We start from the raw sequence: 19,936 nt of genomic DNA, 5'->3' as shown, positions 1-19,936 counted from the left end.
TTAATACGTAGTTAACAAAGCTATTTTCATTAGAGTTAGCTGCAATAATATTCATTTCAATTGAATTTGATATTGAACCCCTTAAATTTTAATTATTGAATGTAATAGCTTTTCGGTGGCGCTGACTGAGGCATCACTGAGCCCCTGTTTTTCAACAATACGGCGAACTTCATCGATGGTTTTCACCCTGGGCTGATCGTTTTCGACTAATTTTACCAATTGAGGGTGCAGATAATATTGGCGGCACACTGCCGGTGTATTACCCAGCATTTTAGCTACGTGCGAGGTCAGTGTGGCAGGCCATGAGCGCCGCGAATTCTCGCGTACAATAAGGTCTACATCCGGCAGTGAAAACAAACCAAAGCGACTGGCACCCCAGGTACGAAAATCCTTGCATGAAAACGCCTCACCTAAATGTTGGTGAATAAAACTATTCACGTCATCGGAGTCCACATCGTGCCACTGGCCTTGGCCATCTTCATAACGAAATAACGCGTAGCCCTGCGCTTCAGCGCTTTGGGCCACCAACTCGGCTAAGCGAGGATCATCTATTTCTACGTCTCTGGGTTTGTTGTGCTTACCGATAAACGATAACCGGGTGGCTGAATCGTCATGCTGGACATGCTTACGGCGTAAAGTGGTAAGGCCGTGCGTATTATTTTGGGTAGTGTACTGCCGGTTGCCGGCTCGTAAACCGGTGTGGTCGAGCAACAAACAGACCAACGCGAGTGTTTTATCTTCACGCCACTTTTGTTGATTCACGTGCGACCAGCAATATTCCCGAAACGCGGGGAGCGCCTGGCCGAACTCGGCTAAACGGGAAAACTTCGCTTGCTGTTGCCGGGCGTGCCATTCAGTATGATAAATATATTGCTTTCGCCCCTTCATGTCATATCCGGTAGCCTGCAGGTCAGCATCTTTGTCTTGGGCGATACGCACATCCTGCCAGCGCGGCGGAATTCCTAACTTAGCGATGCGTTGAATAACGCGTTGTCCAGATATTTTACGTCCAGACGGATAAAAATATTCAAACCCTTTGCCACGTCTGACCCGTCTGATATTACGTTCCGGTTGCGCCATTTATTGTCCTTTGTCTAAACTGCGATACAGCGAATGATGTAATCGTAAAAGAGTCTGTATCAGGTAGTGAACTGGCTGCGCCAGTATTTAATAAGCTCAGCCACGTGCTGACCAAACAGATACGCTGCTGAAGGTAACGAGGCTGGCGTGGATGTGGTGGCCAATGGCCGGGAGTCAGGTTGGGCATTAACCGAACCGGTGTCCAGCGAACCAGCCTGACTAACGGTACTTGTCGGTATAGCGGCTAACCCGGCGCCAGGCTCTGCGTGCGCAGGGTATTCGGTATCTACGGTTATCATGTTAAAGCGCTTGAAGAACTGCGCTATAGTAATGCGCGCCGCCATGCTCTTTCGGCATAACGTATGGGGGGTGTACAGACCGCCTATCGCTTCGCGCCATTTATCTTCATTTATCTGTAACACACACTGGTCGATAAAACGCGCTAGATGCGCTTTTTGTGCACTGGCTAAACAGGCATCGGTAAAGATAAGCGCATTATGCCGACTTAGCTGAGCAATACTTTCGTCTGCCTGACCAAGCGTATATCGCTCTACCGCAACGGCCCTGCTCTGGGCTCCTTTTTCCAAGTCAACAGCGCTAGCGATATCGTCCTCTCCAGCATAAATCAGTGCCATGGTAAAAGTAGCAGGTTTATTATCCGACGCGTGCCCACCCCTGTGGGAGCCGACAGCTTCTTGCGAAATGTCAGCATCACTAGCCAATGAAGCACCGGATGATGTTTTAGCTGATAACCGGATATTGGAAAGAATCATGACATTGGTCCTTGTAATTAATGACAAAAATGTCCCGGCGCCTAGGGCAAAAACGCATTCCCCTGTCCGTTGTGCAAAAGTATTGCTACTACTTAAGATAATTGGGTCTATTCACTGCATACCTGGCGGATATAGCACGGTTGACCAGCGTTACTGACCTAATCGTAACGGCTACCCCGCGAACGACAGTTTATCAACGTCAAAACCGCCCGACACGTCATAGCCACCCGTTCACTAAATGCGCGGGGGCAGGCTTGACCCTGGACTTCCCTACCCGCAATCTAGAAATCACGTGCTCGCCACCGGATAAGATTTATTCCACTGCGGACCTTGCGAGGGACTGCAATGTTTTTGCCAGAGTTGGCTACAACCTTTTAATGAGCTTTGCCACCTGCCCTCGCGGCGTAAAACACAGTAAGTTTGATTAAGAGGAAAACATCGCTGACAGGAAATTTTTGCAGGCGTTAAGCAAATGTTACCTGAGACATTACCTCTATAGACTTTCATTTTTCCTGACAACAGCAGCAAAATCTCTATTTATCATGCAGTTAAATATTTAGGTACAAGTCTTGTTTAATACATCTCAGGCAAAATGGTTTTGCACCGCTGTGAACAAGGCTCAATGGCTCTATGAATTGGCCGAACAGGTTCTAAAAGCTGTGTTGTTGACGGTGTAGTAAACACAAGAAGTGGTGAATGTATGAGTGACAGGTCTACATTAGATGAAATGCGCGATGCGGTAATGGCCTCTCGGCTAACCCAGATTGCGGCAGTTTTTGAAACTGAGCAGGATGCACGGGAATCTGTTAGCGCCCTGACCACGACTGCCCATATCGATGCTCAACAAATTACTTTGATTGACCCCCAAGATAGCGACTTTGGTCGAAAAATTGAAGATGACAGCAATAAACTGGGTAAGCATATGTGGCGCGCCCATCTTTGGCTGGGGGCATTTGGTTTGGCATTGGGCTTGGCAGTTGCGTGGGCGTTAGTTAACTTTGGACCGCAGCTCACTCAGAACAATCCATTGTTTACCTACATTGCAATGATTAGCCCCGGTATTTTTGTAGGGTTATTTGTGGCCGGGTTAATCAGTTTGCGCCCTGACCGAAGCGAAATTATTGATACTGTGCGCCATGCGTTGCGCCGTAAGCATTACGCTGTGGTGGTTAATCTTCGCAAAAACCAATCAGCTGCAAAAATCAGCGAATTGCTGTCTCACCGAAGCCATAAGGTAGTGGAAGCGATTTCCTGATGCGCCGCGCAGGCGAGCTGGCTGCTGTTGACGCCCTGCCATTGATACCCTTCTATCGGCCCGCTAAAGCGGGCCTTTTTACATACTAGGTAACAAATATATATGTTAGCTTATTTGCTCTTAGGTGTTGAGCTAGGTGTCGAGTTAGGTGTTGAAAAAGATGACTGGAAAAGGGTAAAGACAACCCTTTATAAAGCATCAGATAACAAACGGATATGAAGATAAGTACGCGGCCAGGCCTTTATCTATTGGCCAAGCTCAAAGCCAAACGAAAATAACGCGATGCCCAAACAATGCTTCTAGCGGTTGCCTTTACATGCTCGCGAGTGATATGCAGTGCCCTCAACGATTGAGCAGCTCACGTGGGGTGACGGCTAAAATCCCACCCGCGTGAAAGTACGAATAAGGGTTTCTACTACGGCATTTACCCATTGATCCCCTCGCGTTGAGCGCGAGTGCTTCAAAGCAATAATGACCGAGATGTGTAACAGGTAAACGCTACACGGTGTGGTAAAGGGTGGCTGTCGAGACTACTATGTTACGGGTGGCTCACGGGGAATGGGTATACATGCGCTGGGCAGAGTTAAATGTCCACCGTCCTCACCTGATTCTTTGGCCCCCCCCCACGAGTAGCCATTTGGCCAGGCTATAGGCAGACAATGCTCACTGCCCGCCTATAGCCGGAGGTGCTGCGTGTAGCCGACGCCCATCAATGCAATTAATAGGTGCCCTTTACACTACCAGCTGATCTCTTTTTTATCCCGGAAGAATTTTCCGGTAGGCCCGTCTTTATCTAACAGTCCCAACCATATCGCTGTCTCAGCGCCTTCTTCTGGAGTGCGCGGCGCGTCCCGACCACCCATTCGGGTATGTACCCAGCCAGGACACATTGCGTTAATCTTGATATTTTTATCACTATCTATGCCATTGGCTAATTTCAACGTTAGTGCGTTAAGCGCTGCTTTACTGACCGCATACGCCAGCGGGCCTTCCATACCCTCGTTAAACGAGCCCCAGCCGGAAGATACATTGATGATGCGGCCATAATTGCGTTCAATCATTCCCGGCAACAACGTCTGCATCAGATTCAACGGCCCGTTCACATGCACTTGCATAGAGCGTTTGAGTTTGGCCGGGCGTAATTCCTGCCAATCGGCATCATCCATTACACCGGCATTATTGACCAAAACATCAATTCGCCCATAAACCGCTTCGGCCCGTACAATACGATCGACGATATCCTGATCATTAGATAAGTCCATTTCGATAATCTGGATGTCTGCACCCACGATATCTTTTTTGACTTTTTCGCCGTCTTCCTCATTGCGACATCCCAGCAGCACTTTACAGCCCTCCTGAGCATAGCCTCTGACGATTTCCTGTCCGATGCCGCGATTCCCTCCGGTTACAAATACAATGGGGGTCATAATGTCTCCTGTTGGTTAATGTGCATTACTTAAGGATTTTCGCTGCATTGCTTTACGGCAATGCTCGTCTATATACATACATAAGGGAAACAACGCTGCCCATACCAACGCCAACACTGCTAATGTGCCCGGCAGCGAATAGCCGAACGAGACGGCGTGAAAACGTTCGCCGGCCCAATAACTTAGTGGACCCGAGAGGGCGCCCAATACGGCACAGATTACGGGTCTTCCCTGTAAATAATTCAAACTGTTGCCCAGGGTAAGGGCAAAACCGGCCCATAAAGCCAACAACCAAAATGGAATTGGTAGCAGCAGTGTGAAGCTGGAAAACGCAAATACGTTAAGCAGGGTTAATACACTATCCGTTATTCCTCCCAGCGTAACCACAATAACCATACACAGGGCATCTTCTATGGGTTTGCTGGTAACAACGAAATAGCCTGCCAGAAGTATGAGCATGGCCCACCAATAGTCATATTGGGTGAAAATAGCCAGTATCCAGATAGCCTGAAACCAGACAAAATTAACCAGCTTATTTACGCTATTGATACTCATGGCAAATTTTCTGCATATTAGGTTTTGCGAACATCACATTTTACAAAAATGTAGAGAGTGATCATTGTTACGCACATTAACCGGGGCGGTTCAGTGACCGTCCGATACTGTTGTCAGATGAAGGGGTGAAGCGCTTGAAAATGGTTAAGTATTACCTGTTAGGGATGTGCCTGGCTATCGCACTGGCCTTTGTTGTTCCTGTGGTTATTATTCAGGTGTTACTAGCCTGGATAGCATTTTCTTTGGGCACGGTTAGTTTTGCTTATATCTTCAACTACCCTGCCCTGTTTCGTAAACGCGAGGACGGGTCAATCCCGTTTTATATCAGATGGCTGTTTATTCCATTTTTACTCGGAACCGGGGCCTATAATCATTTCGCCCGCAAGTACGATAAAGTGCCGGCCATTCAAAAGATTGACGAGCACTTATTTCTGGCATGTCGGTTGGGTGGCAAAGACATAGAGCACATGAAAGAAAATGGGGTCACCGCTATTTTAGATGTTACCGCTGAGTTTGACGGCTTGGACTGGACCGCCTATAAACTGGATTTGGCGTATCTTAATTTACCTGTTCTAGATCACACCAGCCCCAACGAAGATCAGCTCAATACCGCGATTAATTGGATTGACCAGCAAATTAAGTCAGGGCGTAAGGTGGTAGTACATTGCGCATTAGGCCGCGGACGTTCGGTACTCACTATGGCAGCCTATCTTTTAGCTCGAGACAATACATTATCGGTTATCGATGCGCTGAACCAGATTCAATCTATTCGCTCCACTGCGCGTTTAAATAAACGGCAATTAAAGTCGCTTAAAAAAATTAAGCATGGTGGCCGCCTTTCGTTAACCCACAGCCTGGCGCTGATCGCTAATCCGGTTGCCGGCGGCGGCAAGTGGAAACAAGAAAAAAACGATATTCTGGCGCAGCTTAATCCAAATTTCCGGGTTAGCGTGCACGAAACGACCGAGGATATAGACGGCTCTGCATTGGCAGAACAAGCCATCAGTGATGGTTGCGATATTGTAGTGGCTTGCGGCGGTGACGGTACCATTACCGAAGTAGCCCAGGCGTGTATAGATCGTGATGTTACCTTGGGTATCATTCCGTTGGGTACGGCCAATGCGCTGAGCCAGGTGGTGCACGGCTATTATTCGAAGTTAGTGCCTATCAGCCACGCCTGCGATGTGATTATCGAGGGGCATAAAATGACGGTAGATACCGCCCGTTGCAACGATAAACTTATGTTACTGGTAGCCGCTGTGGGCTTTGAACAACAGATGATTTCTTCTGCCGACCGGTCACAGAAAAACGAAGGGGGCCAGTTTGCGTATTTGCGGGGATTGTGGGAAGCCATTGGCCAAAATAATAAGATGTCGTTACAGGTGGCGTTTGACGATGAACCGGCCCAAACCATTGATACCCCCTCATTCGTTGTGGCCAACGCGGCGCCGGTGACTACCGCCTTGGCGCAGGGCGGTGATGAACCAGATATGACCGATGGAAAACTGGATATTACCTGGCTCGAGCCACAAACAGATGCTGATCAGCAATTTTTGTCATTGGCGGAACTTGTATTCACTGATGCGCAAAGTAAAAAGCAATCCGAGCGTATACGTCATCGACAGGCTAAAACCATCATGATCACGTTACCCGATAGCGGTGACTATGCCCTTGATGGCGAAATACTGCAGGCCGATACAGTGAAAATTACGACTGACCCGGCAAGTTTGCGGGTATTTTCTTATGCCCCGCTGAGCGAAGAAAAGAGCCAATAATCCGCGATATAGCGTCTTAGCAAAAGGCCGGCATCTATGTCGGCCTTGATTAGTGGGTATTCCCCTCCTCAATTTACTGCATAAAACCTGCCTTGTTACTGCATAAAACCTGCGTTGTGTAACGCCCGCTGGCACTGTTTGCAAGCTTGAAATAAACCTGGCAACGCGGGCCACGGCAGTGAGCCTGTTTGGCACATCATAGGGGGCCGCCTGCGGCCCCCTCTTCCGCCAGTTCAACGTTCGTTGCGCTGACCGCCCTGCCTGGCGCCACCGAATGGCTAGCCCGGCGCGGCTGATCATTGTGCTGTAAATTCCGGTATCCATAAACAATGTCTAACGTTAACGGGAAACGGTTTATGAGTTTTGAGTCTAATTTCAATGCCTTTGATGAGTGGATATCGCAGCGTCATCCTGACCAGCAGGAGTACCTTCAGGCCACCAGAGAAATTGCCGGAGACATTATCGACGTATACAACGCAAACGAGGAGTACCAACAGTTTGACGTATTACGCCGCTTAACGGTACCGGAGCGTATTATCCATTTTTCAGTGTGCTGGCTAAATGATGCCGGTAAGGTTGAATTTAATCAGGGGTGGCGGGTACAGCATAGTGGGTTAATAGGTCCATATAAAGGCGGCCTACGGTTTCATCCTACGGTTAATGAATCCATTCTGAAATTTCTGGCATTCGAACAGTCCTTTAAAAACGCTCTGACGGGATTACCGATGGGGGGCGCTAAAGGTGGATCTGATTTTAACCCAAAGGGGCGCTCCCAACACGAGATCATGCGCTTTTGCCAGACATTTATGACAGAGTTACAACACCATATCGGCCCCAATACTGACGTACCAGCCGGCGATATCAATGTCGGGGCCCGCGAAATAGGTTATATGTATGGACAGTATCGAAATATCCATAATCGCTTCAGCGGAACACTAACCGGCAAGGGGTTAAGCTTCGGCGGCAGCCATGTCAGAACAGAGGCTACCGGTTTTGGACTTATCTATATGCTACAGGCAGTGCTTGAGCATCACCAACAGGCGATTGAGGGGCTGCGCATAGGTATTTCCGGCGCCGGTAATGTTGCGCTGCACGCCGCACTGCGCGCCGCTCAGTTAGGGGCTACGGTAGTAAGTCTGTCGAACAGCCGGGGGTGTATAGTGAATAATAACGGATTTAGCGAAGCAGATATTCAATGGGCGATCGCGCATAAAGCTAACGAAGACAATATTCTCACGGCCTTACAAGAGCATGCCGGCGGCGACTGGCATGATGGTAAAACACCGTGGGATGCCCCTATGGATATCGCGCTACCGTGTGCTACCCAGAACGAACTGGATGAAGATGCTGCCCAGACATTGGTCCACAATGACGTGGCTTTTATACTGGAAGGCGCAAACATGCCATGCACTGATGCCGCACGCAAAGTTTTTGAACAGCACCATATTCCGTTTGTGCCAGGCAAAGCAGCCAACGCTGGTGGCGTGGCTATTTCAGGTATGGAAATGGCGCAGAATGCCTCATTCCAGCGAGATTCCTATTCGCAGATAGATAAAACGTTGCAACAAATTATGCGTGATATTCACCAAAAGATGGTGGAAGAAGGTACGCACAACGGCCGCACCAATTATGCGAAAGGGGCCAATATTGCCGGTTTTAAACGGTTGGCTGATGCAATGGTGGCCCAGGGCATATAACTCACTATTTGCAAAATGCGTGTAATAACTTCCCCCTGCTCCATTTTTCAGGGTTCCCCCAACCCTGAAAAATCTTTTTATCTATCTGTTTTTGCACGGTTTAATAGAAATCGAAAAGTTGGAATAATTCTAGCAATAGCCTTAGCAATTCTGAAATAAATATTACAAATATCGGTAAAGCTGGAGCATCTGATGAAGATTTTTGAAGAACTGAAAGAAGACCACGAAAAACAGCGTTCTTTATTAAAGATACTGGCTGAAACGAGTGGTGATACCCCAGCCCGACACGATTACTTTAAAGAGTTAAAAGAGCAGTTAGAAAGCCATGCGGTGGCAGAGGAGCGCTACTTTTACGCGCCGCTAATGGCCTCAGATGATGCAATTGATTTGTCTCGACATGGCATTGCCGAACACCATGAGATTGACGAGCTGATTGAAACCCTTGAGGAAACGGACATGAGCTCGCCAGGCTGGTTAACGCATTTGAAAACGTTACAGGAAAAAGTTGAGCACCATCTGGCTGATGAAGAACAAGAGTTCTTCGATGTTGCTGAGAAAGTATTGTCTGCCAGTGAGCTTAAAAACCTCGCGGTTGATTATCGTGAAGAAATGCAAAAAGAGTTAGCAAAACATTAATTAGGACAAGCCACTTTTGGCTTTAAAACATTGGAGAAACATTATGTTACGTTGGGCTTTAATATTTTTAGTAATTGCTATTGTGGCAGCCATATTTGGCTTTGGTGGCGTAGCAGGTACGGCAACGTCGATCGCACAGTTCTTATTCTTCGTCTTTGTGGTACTGTTAGTCATTTCTCTTGTAGCCTCGGTCTTAAAAGGTAAAAAGAGATAAGCGAAGGGTAAATGAGTATAAAAACGCGCCAAACGATTATTGTCACACGTTTGGGGACGTGGTTGGAGGGCATTAGCACCAGCTACTGGTTCATTCCGGTATGTATGATGCTCTTGTCCTTTTGTTTTTACGCCCTTAGTCTTCAGGCTATGGCCTACCCTATGCTAAGTGAGTGGGTAGTTGCGCATTTGCCGGATGTATCGCGTGATGGGTCCCATCAAATTCTTACCACTATCGCCTCTGCCACCATTACCGCTACCAGTATTGCCTTCTCCATGACTATTGTTGCGCTTACCATGGCGTCATCGCAGTTTGGACCGCGTCTATTGCGTACTTTTATGTATGATAAGGGAACGCAGATTGTATTAGGGCTGTTGGTTTCCACATTTTTGTTCTGCATGTTTTCATTGCATAAGGTCAGCGGCAATGAGCCTGAACAAGCGGCAATGAATTTGCTCAGTGGCTTGTCGGTGGTATTAGTGACAATTAATACCTTTGCTATCGTCTATTTTATACATCATATCGCCCGCTTTATTCAGGCTGACGAGGTAATTCACCGGTGTTACACCGACTGTTTAGACGATATCGACAATCACCTTCCGGCTACGTTGAATGATGCTGATTATATGGCTATCCCCGAGCAATTGCTGGGAGAGTCCGCGTTTAAAATTGACTTGAATTTCCCCAAGACTGGTTACGTACAAACCGTTAATATCGATGAATTATTGTCCACTGATATTGAAGGGGTTGAAGGATTAGATATTCACATTCGCCCCGGCGACTATGTGTTTCCGGATACGCCGGTCATTACGGTGCATAGTCGGTATAACCATAATTCGGCAAAGCTCTCCGGGCTGTTGGAAAATATTGTATTAGGGGCGCAGCGAACGCCGATACAAGATCCTGAATTTGCCATTGGGCAATTAGTTGAGCTTGCTCTTCGGGCGCTCTCACCCGGTATTAACGATCCGGTTACCGCGATATCCTGTTTGGATAAGCTTACCGCCTGTTGTCTGGCGATGAGCAAGCGCACTTTTCCCGCGCCGTGTATCACCCATAAACAAAACCAATTATGGATTAAACGCCGAACCTTTACTTTGGATAGCGTGCTAGATAAAGCCTTCAATCAAATCAGACAGGCCGGCCGTACACATATGGCTATCGGCTTACACATACTCAGCTGCCTTAAAACCCTGTTACATTATTTACCCAGCCAAACGAACGAGCTGGTTGTTACCCAGGCTAATGCTACCTACGAGTTGGTGATGAGCACCTCACAAAGTGACACCGACATACATAAGCTGGAACGAGCATTTACCCCCTTCAAATAATTAACGTAAGCGGCGGCTTGGCGGGTTTACGTTAACGGGTTTAAGTTAGTGAGCTCAAGAATGCGTAGTGGTCACCAATGAACCCAACGTTAGTAGCCTTACTTATTGACCTAGCTTGTTCGTCCGGCCAGCTGATAGCCTGAATGGTATAAGCGTTGTTACTACTGAATTAGCCGCCCTGCTACCCAATCCCCAGTATCGCGGTAAGTGCAGTGTTCTCATTAGCATTTTTTGTGATAAGCGCATTCGATTTAGTGTTACTGGATTAGCATGGCTGTGCTTGCGTGGTAGTGATTAGTATTGCTTTAGTCCGCTCACCACGCTTCGGGTGGTAAAATGAAATCCCTAGCAATATATCGCACTATCAGGGATATATGACAAACATACGTAAAAGTGATGGATACACGCGCGCATAATTAACGGGGTTGGCGGGGCTTACCGGCAAGGTACAAAATAACGGTAGGATAGAACAACAAGAATAAAAACAACGAAAATAGAACAGGCAGTACCTTTCGGTACTGCCTGTTAAGAATTACCTAGGGTCTAACGGGTTACGATGATGTAAATCGCGTGGATGATACCTGGAATATAACCCAGTAAAGTTAGCACTACATTTATCCAGAACTGCACGCCAATACCTACCTGCAAAAACACGCCTAGTGGGGGTAATAGAATAGACAGTATAATTCGAATAATATCCATAACGTTTCCTCGTTTTATTCAAAGTTTCATTTAGTACCCAGAGTAAAGCAAGGACTCTGCCAACACTATTTATACAGCATATCTTTACGCATTGTTGCTAATTTCATCAGTAAATAATTTATTTCGCTGGTTGCCAGACCGGCCTGCTCACCCGCCTTAATCAATAACTCTACCGTAAGATTGAAGTCAGCTTCAGTGATATTCATCATTGCATGTGCATCCTGCATTGTGCGCCCTGTATACTCACAGGGACCACCGGTTTCCATACATAATTGTATCGCGAAATGACGCCGAAACTCAGCTATATCAACGCCTTTGAAGTATTTTAGTATGCGCGGTTCGTGTTCAATCAAGGTAATAAAGTTATCGGTTACCGCGTACAGGGCGGGCATCCCTCCTAGCCTGGCATACGCTGTTTGGCCAGAGGAAGCACAAGCACTGAGGAGCAGCAGCCCAGCACTTATCAACAGGTGTTTTACCATAACTGCCCCCCCAAAGAAAAATACCAACCTTGCTGATCAGACTGCCCAGCAATGCGACCCAGGTCTACCCAGGCAGCGGTAATGTTGAAGTATTTGGAGGGTATGTATGTAACAAATACATCCAATGCATTATCTTCAGGCAGCGGGAGATTATTGGGTTTTTCCCGATACTCAAACCCGATTGCCAATTGGCGGGTAAGCAACACCGCTATACTACCTTGAAATTGAAGACGTCGCTGGTGGCCATTGGCATTTCCAAAACCCAGCAATCCAAACTGATTGGCATCCGTGTAGGACATAGTAGTATTCCATATTAGATTTCTACCCGCGATAGCATTAAGATGCACTTTGGTGGCAGCGATATAGGCATCGGTACCTGACATTTTTTGCACCCCCAGTGTTTGAGGGATGAGGGGGTACTGCGTGTTTTTATATTGCACACCAGCCGATAACTGGGGCCAGCGGGAATACACCAGGTCGCCATACAAACGGACCTTTACGCCAACAATCTGTTGGGCCAACTGCTCACCCAGCGATGCGATATCAAATTCTTGTCTGGCTACGGACAATTCAACCCTATCATACAGTGACAGCGAAACACCGTACGCGGTAAGCGTAAAGTCAGGTAAGGGTAATCTTGACATAAACACACTGCCCGAGGTTTGGGCCCGGGTGTCATGGCCGCTTAATGTGGCCCAGGGTACCAATCCGCCGCCGCCGGCCCCTTCAACTTGCTGCAGGCCAGCCGTAGCAATTAATTTACCGTCTCCTGCCATAGCCTTATCGGCTGTTAGCATCCACAGAGATGCCGTGACGAAACAATAGCAAAGCCCGGCTAGCCAAGTGCGGTGCCAATATTTTTGGGCGTATAGGCAGTATCCCTTAACCATACTAATAACTCCTGTAAGGGTAATGGCTTGCTGATAAAATAGCCTTGGGCAACCTGACAGCCCCACTCTTGCAAGATGTGTAGTGCGGCTTCATCTTCAACCCCCTCAGCCACGACATTCAATTCAAACATGGCGGCTAGACTTAAAATGGTATGGACCAGACGCTGATCATCAGTATCAGTAGATAATTTAAGCACAAAACTTTTATCTATCTTTAAATTGTCTACTGGCAATTTCTTCAGGTAGGACAAAGAAGAATAGCCTGTACCAAAATCGTCAATTGCCAGAGTAAAGCCCTGCGCTTTCAAATTGAGTAGCGTCTGGAAAGCGTGTGGACCATCAGCCAGTAGATCACTTTCAGTAATTTCCAGCTCAATATCACTGGCTGATAGCCCTAGCTCAGATAGCTGCCGGTTTAGGCGCTCAAACACTACCGGGTTCTGTATGTCTTGAGAAGATAGGTTAATGGCTACCGTAAATGCAAAGCCCATATCACGAAAATATCGAAGATGCTGAAGCGTCTGGGTAACCACCCAGTGCGTCACCTGATCTATCAGTCCGGCACGTTCAGCAATTTGAATGAATTCGTCTGGGGGCACCTTGCCCAGGGTATGGTTATCCCACCGAATAAGAGCTTCAACACTGACAACCTGCATAGTCTGCAAGTTAATTTTAGGTTGATATACCATAGATAACTCGTTTCGCTCGGCAGTCAGCGATTGCTTAAGTTCGGTAATAATGGCTAGCCGGCGCAAATATTTCGCTTCAATACTTTCTTTGTAGGTCACCAGCCATCGCTCATTGCGAGTAGCCTCATCAAACACAATATTAACTTTACGAAAAAGATCTTCGGCGGTGATTACTTTGCCCGGGCAGGCAATTTTAGCAATCATGATTTTTATCGGAATAACCAGAATAGATTTTTCAATCGGCTGTTCAAGAATCAGTTTTAATGTTTCAAGTTGAGTATTGTTCAGCGGCTGTTCCGGTATATATAAAATCTCTCCACCGGATAACCGAGCCGCCTGACCAGGCCAGCGTAACAGGCGTTTTGCCAGAATTTGTACGCAGTAGTCACCGATTGCATAACCGTATAAGTCGTTGACGGTACGAAAGGCCACAATTTTAAGCGCCAGGCACTGAAAAGGTAATCGGCTAGCCAGTTTCTCATTGATTACGGTGGCGGCCCTGGCGCGATTATATAATCCGGTCAGGGGATCGTGTTCAGATTGATAACGAATACGCTGCTCACGTTCTACAATCTGGCTTTGCATCGTATCAAATGACTCAGCCAACACAGCCAGTTCAGTCACTGTGTGACGTATAGTCAGGTTCGAGCCATAATCGCCAGAAGCAATGCGTTTGGCCGCACTCACCAGTTGATGCACAGGCTCGCTAAGCTTTTTAGCCTGAAACATTGCCACCGTCACCGCTAAGCTAATAGCTAAAGCGGATAGCGCCAATACGGTCATTTGCAACGTCGCAAAGCTGGCGAGCTGATCCCGGATATCATGGGCCACTACAATAGATACGCCGATATCAGATTGTTCCGGCAGAGCCACAGAGCGGACGATAAAGCCGGTGGTATGCTGCAGACTAACGTCAAGCCAGCTTAATGAACTGGGGCTATCCAACAGATACTTAGCCATGTCAGGGCCTTGACTGGCAGCTATCAGATGATTGGGTGAGGTAACCGGAGGTGGGCCCCTATCCAGGTTACGTACAATAACAATTTCTGACTGAGATATAGCAGATAATTCAGCCAAAAAACGGTCGTCTATAACAAACCCCAGCCCTGCTATGGCTGTTACCCCGCCGCGGATTACCGGTACCAACAGCAATTGTACCAGCGCATCATCAATAAACTGGTATTTACCGATAGTCCCTGTACTTAATAACTCATTAAACGGGGCCTCATCGTCAAGCAAGTCTATATAGGAAAAACACGGCTGGTGAGAACATACAATAGTGCGATCCGGCGTTACCGTGAACAGAAAATCGGCGCCAATGCGCTGGCGCTGGTTATTCAGTGCGGTAGACAAGGTGGTGGCATCGCCGCTGGCAATAGCCTGGATAAAACCAAAATCAGCGGTTAATACACTGGCAGATGATAATAACTGTTGCTGCCGCTCCTTCACGGTACTGGTAAATACCGCACTGGCTACCGTCAGGATTCTGCTGGCCTGCTCAGATACCAGGGTAAGCGTGGCCGTCCATACAGCGACTAAAATTACAATCGCCGTTAGCAGGATACTGCCAATGACCACCTGGAATAAGCTTTTGCGAAAGCTAACGGTAGAGACTCCCACTATGGACCTACTGCACCAGCGGCCGCAGGCCTTTAGTTGACCCACCGCGCGGTTGCTGGCCAAACGTGCGCTGACCAAATCGCTGACCTGGTTTGGCCGGTACAACCAAGACAGTGTCTAATATCAAAATACTGGGTAATGGTGCGGCATGGGCAGTGTAATTGAAATTAACCTTGCTATTATGGTCTGCTGACAACGCCAGGTGCCATACTGTAAAGCGGCGGACATCATCGGGCAGGGATACCTTACCCTGCTCATCGCTGACCCAAAAGTCATCACCCTTACTGACATAGATAAAACCTTTCATCTGGTCATGAATATTACAGCCCAGCGTCACCACCCCAGGTGTGTCAAACGTCACGCTGGGTACAAACTGGTTATCATAAAGTTTTAAATTAAAAACCTTAGCACTGGAAAAGCTATAAACATGATGCCGGGTATTGTCATTATTGGGAAAAGAGACGGCTTCGCCGGCCGCGATGGCCAGCGTATGGGGAAAGAACTGTCGATGCTTTTGCTGCATCTCCCGCACGGGATGCACGGTCTGTTCGCTCTGCGGGGGGGTAGACTGGCTACTATAGCCCCCCGAAATAATCGCATTGGGTAACGGTTTCCCGTGTTTGTCCTGCAAGGTTATTACACTGGCAGCTGTGCTCACAGGAAAGTATAGCCAGCACGCAGTTAGAATCCATTTATACATAAATACTGAGAAGTCCGTTACAACGCGTTCCCGCAGTCGGGCAATTAACGTTTTTCATTATCTTATTTTTTAGCTTAGTAGAGATTTAATAAAATGCGAGGTCGCGCATAGACTATCTACAAATAATAGAAAACAGATGATAGGCATGCACTTAGCCAAGCCACAAGGGGAAGTTTGCGACCGTTCACCGGGCCAAATGGATAGCCGCAAAACGGCCGCTAAGCACCGGGCGAAAATACTTAAAGCAGATAAGATACAACACTCAAAGATAACGATGCTTCTGCGTTGCCGGTCAAACCTGGAAGAGATGAATAAAGCTAACGTGTGTATGTGCACGCCGGTTAATGCAGCAATATGTCTGGCTAGCCTGAGTGCATTCGCGTAGCTGGGAACTTGCTTTACCGAAGGTTTGGGGGCGAGGCACGATAATACCCGCTTGGGTTAACATAAAAAAGGCCGCACCTTAGCAGTGCAGCCTTTTATTAATTGGTGCGGAAAGCGGGACTTGAACCCGCACGAGCTATGCTCACCACCCCCTCAAGATGGCGTGTCTACCAATTCCACCACTTCCGCAAATTTACTTAATTTGGTGTATCGCCTTTTTCAGCATTTTCATCAGCAGCAGGTATATCACCCTGAGGCGCTGCGCTATCTGTGGCGGGTAAATCATTTGTTGGCATATCTTCAGTAACCGGCATATCAGAGTCTTGATTTTTGGCCGGGCTTTGCTGCTCTGCCGGTACGGTTAACTGACTTTGCGAACCAAGATCAGACCAACCGTCTGTAGACTCTTCCCGATTAGCAGTCAGGTTACCTAAAATCAGGCTGATCAGGAAAAACAAAGTCGCCAGGATACCTGTAGTGCGGGTCATAAAATTACCCGAACCAGATGAGCCAAATACTGTATTAGATCCGCCCGAGCCAAACGAGGCTCCCATGTCTGCACCTTTACCCTGCTGTATTAAAACAAATCCAACCAGCACCAGGGCTACAATCAGGTACGCTACTAATAGTACTTCGTATACCATAACTTCCTCGTCAAATTGCCGCTTGGCAAATTGCAATAAAATCGTCTGTGTTGAGGCTTGCGCCCCCTATCAACCCGCCGTCAATATCGGGTTGGGCAAATAATTGTGCAGCATTATCAGGTTTAACGCTACCACCGTAAAGCAGTCTTGTGTTCAATGCCAAATCGCTTTGGTAATTCGCTAATGTCTCACGGATAAAAGCGTGAACGTCTTGCGCCTGTTCTGGGCTGGCCGTCTTGCCGGTACCAATAGCCCAGATTGGTTCATACGCAATGATGCACTGTCCAACTTGCTCTGCATCCAATATAGCAAAAATGGCACCAAGCTGTTCGCCTACAAATTCGTTTACCTGGCCGGCTTCACGAATCTTTAGTGACTCACCTACACAAATAATAGGTACCAGGCCGTCAGCCAGAGCTTTATGAGCTTTGCGGGCGACTGTCTCGTTGCTCTCGTCATGGTCCTGGCGACGCTCAGAATGACCAACAATAACGTACTTAGCCCCCAGTTCCTTGAGCATCTGGACTGAGTTATCCCCAGTATGCGCTCCGTTATCCTGCGCACTACAATCTTGTGCACCAAGACTATAGGTTTGGGCTACAAACATCGATAAGAATCCGGCGGGAGGACACACCACCACGTCCATATTATCAAACGTATGGCTGTTAAGTACATTGGTGAAGCTTTCAACTAATGACCTTGAGCCATTCATCTTCCAGTTTCCAGCAACCATTGGTGTTCTTTTTGTCATGTGCCTAGACCTTACCCTGTCATAAAAGCGGGCGAGATATTAACGATTCCCGCCCCATTATACAAGTCCAATAATAGAATTACTTTCTCAAATTCAATTAATTGGCCACTTTACGAACAACTTCTGCTATTTTTTCCGCCCAGTTTTTAGAACTGGAGGACTCCTGAGCTTCAACCATAACCCGCAACAGTGGTTCAGTGCCACTCTTACGTAATAAAACACGTCCGGTTTTACCCAAAGAAGCTTCAGCCTGTGTCGTTACTTCGGCCACCTGACTATCCTCTAGCGGATTGCCGGCACTGGCGTCATATCGCACATTAATCAATGTTTGCGGGTATTTCTCAAAGCCACTACTGAGATCGTGTAAATTCATGTTCGCCCGCAACATAGCCGTAATTACCTGCAGGCCGGCCACCATACCATCACCGGTAGAGGCCAGATTCAGGTTTAATATATGGCCCGAGCTTTCGCCGCCAATTGCCCAGCCCTTTTGCTGTAATAATTCCATTACGTACCGATCGCCCACTTTACTGCGTGCAAACGGAATACCTAATTTAGCCAGCGCATTTTCCAATGCCAGGTTCGTCATTAACGTACCGACCACGCCCCCTTGCAGGCGCCCGCACTTCAGTGCATCTCGGGCCACTATATACAGAATCTGATCGCCATCCAGGATATTACCTAAATGGTCCACCATCATAATCCGGTCACCATCACCGTCTAACGCAAACCCAAGGTCTGCCTTTTCTTCAAGTACTTTATCCACGATGGCGCGCATTGAGGTAGCGCCGACCTTGTCGTTAATATTCAGGCCATTTGGGGTGGTGCCGATTTCGATAACATCGGCGCCTAATTCACTCAGAACATCTGGGGCAATGTGATACGTAGCGCCGTGGGCACAATCTACTACAATCTTTAACCCTTTAAGGTTTAGGTCCGAAGGAAAAGTGCCCTTACAAAACTCAATGTAACGCCCTGCAGCATCTTCTACCCGTGTCGCTTTACCTAGTTTGTTTGATGCCACACATTCGAGCGGCTGGTCCATCATCGCCTCAATGGCCAACTCGATATCGTCATCCAGTTTAAAGCCGTCAGCCGAGAAGAACTTAATTCCATTATCGTAATAAGGATTATGCGAAGCGCTTATTACGATGCCTGCTTCAGAACGGAACGTTTTCGTCAGATACGCAATGGCGGGCGTTGGCATAGGTCCTAGCAAGCCAATATTAATACCGGCTGCCGATAATCCTGCTTCTAAAGCAGATTCAAGCATATAACCGGAAATACGGGTGTCTTTACCTATAAGTACTTTATTAGTGCCCTGGCCAGCCAGCACTTTTCCTGCTGCCCAGCCTAATTTGGTGACAAACTCCGGATTAATGGCGCTTTCGCCTACTTTTCCGCGAATACCATCGGTACCGAAATACTTACGTTCTGTCACAGTGGACTCCTTAATTATTGTTGTACTGCTAAAAATTGATTAACAATTTTAACCGCATCTATCGTTTGCTGAACATCATGAACACGGATAATATTTGCTCCGGCCTGCGCGGCCAAGGTAGCTAGCGCAATACTGCCGGCAAGCCGTTCATGAACCTCGTTATGTAACACCTTACCAATCATCGATTTTCGCGACATGCCAACCAGTACTGGATAACCCAAAACCTGGATCTTGGATAATTGCGCCAGCAACAAATAATTATGCGCTAATGATTTACCAAAACCATAGCCAGGGTCCACTATCAGGTTACCTTTATCTATACCAGCGTCTATACACGCATTGGTGCGTCGGCGTAAAAAATCGGTGACCTCTCCCACTACGTCTTGATACACAGGCGCACTTTGCATTGTTTTAGGCTCACCTTGCATGTGCATCAGACATACCGGTACCTGGGCGCTTACCGCGGCAGCTAGAGCCCCCGGCGCTTGCAACGCACGAACATCATTGATCAGTGCCGCTCCAGCTCTCACTGCTTCAGTAATAACCTCAGGTTTACTTGTATCAACAGAGATCACTACATCAAAGCGCTGCTGAATGGCTTCTATAACAGGTATAACTCTATCCAGTTCTTGTTGAACCGACACTTCAGGTGCGCCTGGTCGGGTAGACTCACCACCAACATCTATAAAACTAACGCCGCTTTTTACCATCCCCGCAGCATGACGAACAGCACTATCAAAACAATCATGCTGGCCTCCATCAGAAAATGAATCTGGTGTGGTATTGAGTATTCCCATTACTTGGGGAGTAGATAGATCGAGGTCTTTGGAATTAAATTTCATGATATTAACGGATCGAAAATAGATGAGGAGAACAACACAATAGCGTGG

Annotated in this window: 19 protein-coding genes and 1 tRNA gene; 6 read left to right on the top strand and 14 right to left on the bottom strand. The window is 47.5% G+C overall.

Annotated elements, in window-relative coordinates; translation table 11 throughout:
* Positions 1-81: 81 nt before the first annotated feature.
* Together D0Y50_RS08770 and D0Y50_RS08765 are read right to left on the bottom strand one after the other, a co-directional pair.
* Entirely contained in the window at positions 82-1,080 is a 999-nt protein-coding gene (locus D0Y50_RS08770; protein ID WP_108566994.1) for a DNA topoisomerase IB, read from the bottom strand.
* 59 nt (positions 1,081-1,139) lie between these two features.
* Positions 1,140-1,853, bottom strand: a complete 714-nt coding sequence (locus D0Y50_RS08765; protein WP_117316502.1) for a hypothetical protein — start codon at positions 1,851-1,853, stop codon at positions 1,140-1,142.
* Between the two features lie 700 nt (positions 1,854-2,553).
* Here D0Y50_RS08765 and D0Y50_RS08760 point away from each other — a divergent pair.
* Positions 2,554-3,108, top strand: a complete 555-nt coding sequence (locus D0Y50_RS08760; RefSeq protein WP_108566992.1) for a hypothetical protein — start codon at positions 2,554-2,556, stop codon at positions 3,106-3,108.
* 737 nt (positions 3,109-3,845) lie between these two features.
* On the opposite strand, the gene D0Y50_RS08755 is transcribed toward D0Y50_RS08760, so the two are convergent.
* Both D0Y50_RS08755 and D0Y50_RS08750 read right to left on the bottom strand, forming a co-directional pair.
* The gene (locus tag D0Y50_RS08755) at positions 3,846-4,535 is read right to left on the bottom strand and encodes an SDR family NAD(P)-dependent oxidoreductase (protein WP_117316500.1); all 690 of its coding nucleotides are present in this window, start codon (positions 4,533-4,535) and stop codon (positions 3,846-3,848) included.
* 15 nt (positions 4,536-4,550) lie between these two features.
* Positions 4,551-5,090 (bottom strand): DUF2878 domain-containing protein, encoded by a 540-nt coding sequence (locus D0Y50_RS08750; protein ID WP_117316498.1) that lies wholly within the window; start codon positions 5,088-5,090, stop codon positions 4,551-4,553.
* Positions 5,091-5,224: 134 nt separating this feature from the next.
* Here D0Y50_RS08750 and D0Y50_RS08745 point away from each other — a divergent pair, with 134 nt between their 5' ends.
* The 5 genes from D0Y50_RS08745 to D0Y50_RS08725 all read left to right on the top strand — a co-directional run bounded on the left by D0Y50_RS08745 (position 5,225) and on the right by D0Y50_RS08725 (position 10,743).
* Positions 5,225-6,865, top strand: a complete 1,641-nt coding sequence (locus D0Y50_RS08745; protein ID WP_117316496.1) for a diacylglycerol kinase family protein — start codon at positions 5,225-5,227, stop codon at positions 6,863-6,865.
* A 356-nt stretch (positions 6,866-7,221) separates the two neighbouring features.
* The gene (gene gdhA / locus D0Y50_RS08740) at positions 7,222-8,562 is read left to right on the top strand and encodes an NADP-specific glutamate dehydrogenase (RefSeq protein ID WP_117316494.1); all 1,341 of its coding nucleotides are present in this window, start codon (positions 7,222-7,224) and stop codon (positions 8,560-8,562) included.
* Between the two features lie 192 nt (positions 8,563-8,754).
* Positions 8,755-9,198 carry a hemerythrin domain-containing protein gene (locus D0Y50_RS08735; RefSeq protein ID WP_108566987.1) on the top strand — a complete coding sequence of 148 codons (444 nt, stop codon included), beginning with the start codon at positions 8,755-8,757 and terminating at the stop codon, positions 9,196-9,198.
* Positions 9,199-9,241: 43 nt separating this feature from the next.
* Entirely contained in the window at positions 9,242-9,412 is a 171-nt protein-coding gene (locus D0Y50_RS08730) for a DUF1328 domain-containing protein (protein WP_108566986.1), read from the top strand.
* 11 nt (positions 9,413-9,423) lie between these two features.
* Positions 9,424-10,743: a DUF2254 domain-containing protein gene (locus D0Y50_RS08725; RefSeq protein WP_108566985.1), complete on the top strand. Its 1,320-nt coding sequence runs from the start codon at positions 9,424-9,426 to the stop codon at positions 10,741-10,743.
* A 543-nt stretch (positions 10,744-11,286) separates the two neighbouring features.
* Here the strand turns inward: D0Y50_RS08725 and D0Y50_RS08720 are convergent.
* From D0Y50_RS08720 to folP, 10 genes are all read right to left on the bottom strand, one after another.
* Positions 11,287-11,445 (bottom strand): YqaE/Pmp3 family membrane protein, encoded by a 159-nt coding sequence (locus D0Y50_RS08720; protein WP_108566984.1) that lies wholly within the window; start codon positions 11,443-11,445, stop codon positions 11,287-11,289.
* Between the two features lie 65 nt (positions 11,446-11,510).
* Positions 11,511-11,927, bottom strand: a complete 417-nt coding sequence (locus D0Y50_RS08715; protein WP_108566983.1) for a group I truncated hemoglobin — start codon at positions 11,925-11,927, stop codon at positions 11,511-11,513.
* Positions 11,921-12,724, bottom strand: a complete 804-nt coding sequence (locus tag D0Y50_RS08710; RefSeq protein ID WP_108566982.1) for a DUF3034 family protein — start codon at positions 12,722-12,724, stop codon at positions 11,921-11,923. Before D0Y50_RS08710 ends, D0Y50_RS08715 begins: the two co-directional genes overlap by 7 nt.
* A gap of 38 nt (positions 12,725-12,762) precedes the next feature.
* Positions 12,763-15,126, bottom strand: coding sequence for a bifunctional diguanylate cyclase/phosphodiesterase (locus D0Y50_RS08705; protein WP_147318232.1), 2,364 nt, complete (start codon positions 15,124-15,126; stop codon positions 12,763-12,765).
* A gap of 7 nt (positions 15,127-15,133) precedes the next feature.
* The gene (locus tag D0Y50_RS08700) at positions 15,134-15,784 is read right to left on the bottom strand and encodes a cupredoxin domain-containing protein (RefSeq protein WP_117316489.1); all 651 of its coding nucleotides are present in this window, start codon (positions 15,782-15,784) and stop codon (positions 15,134-15,136) included.
* Between the two features lie 529 nt (positions 15,785-16,313).
* Positions 16,314-16,399 (bottom strand) — tRNA-Leu (locus tag D0Y50_RS08690).
* Between the two features lie 8 nt (positions 16,400-16,407).
* Positions 16,408-16,854 carry a preprotein translocase subunit SecG gene (secG, locus tag D0Y50_RS08685; protein ID WP_108566978.1) on the bottom strand — a complete coding sequence of 149 codons (447 nt, stop codon included), beginning with the start codon at positions 16,852-16,854 and terminating at the stop codon, positions 16,408-16,410.
* A 10-nt stretch (positions 16,855-16,864) separates the two neighbouring features.
* A complete protein-coding gene (gene tpiA / locus D0Y50_RS08680) occupies positions 16,865-17,605 on the bottom strand; it encodes a triose-phosphate isomerase (RefSeq protein WP_108566977.1) in 741 nt (246 codons plus the stop codon).
* A 97-nt stretch (positions 17,606-17,702) separates the two neighbouring features.
* Positions 17,703-19,046 carry a phosphoglucosamine mutase gene (gene glmM / locus D0Y50_RS08675; RefSeq protein WP_108566976.1) on the bottom strand — a complete coding sequence of 448 codons (1,344 nt, stop codon included), beginning with the start codon at positions 19,044-19,046 and terminating at the stop codon, positions 17,703-17,705.
* Between the two features lie 14 nt (positions 19,047-19,060).
* Entirely contained in the window at positions 19,061-19,888 is an 828-nt protein-coding gene (folP, locus tag D0Y50_RS08670; RefSeq protein ID WP_108566975.1) for a dihydropteroate synthase, read from the bottom strand.
* Positions 19,889-19,936: the final 48 nt, after the last annotated feature.

It is taken from the genome of Salinimonas sediminis (genome assembly GCF_003429285.1).
Lineage (GTDB): Bacteria > Pseudomonadota > Gammaproteobacteria > Enterobacterales > Alteromonadaceae > Alteromonas > Alteromonas indica.
This window is presented reverse-complemented; position numbering and strand designations above follow the sequence as displayed.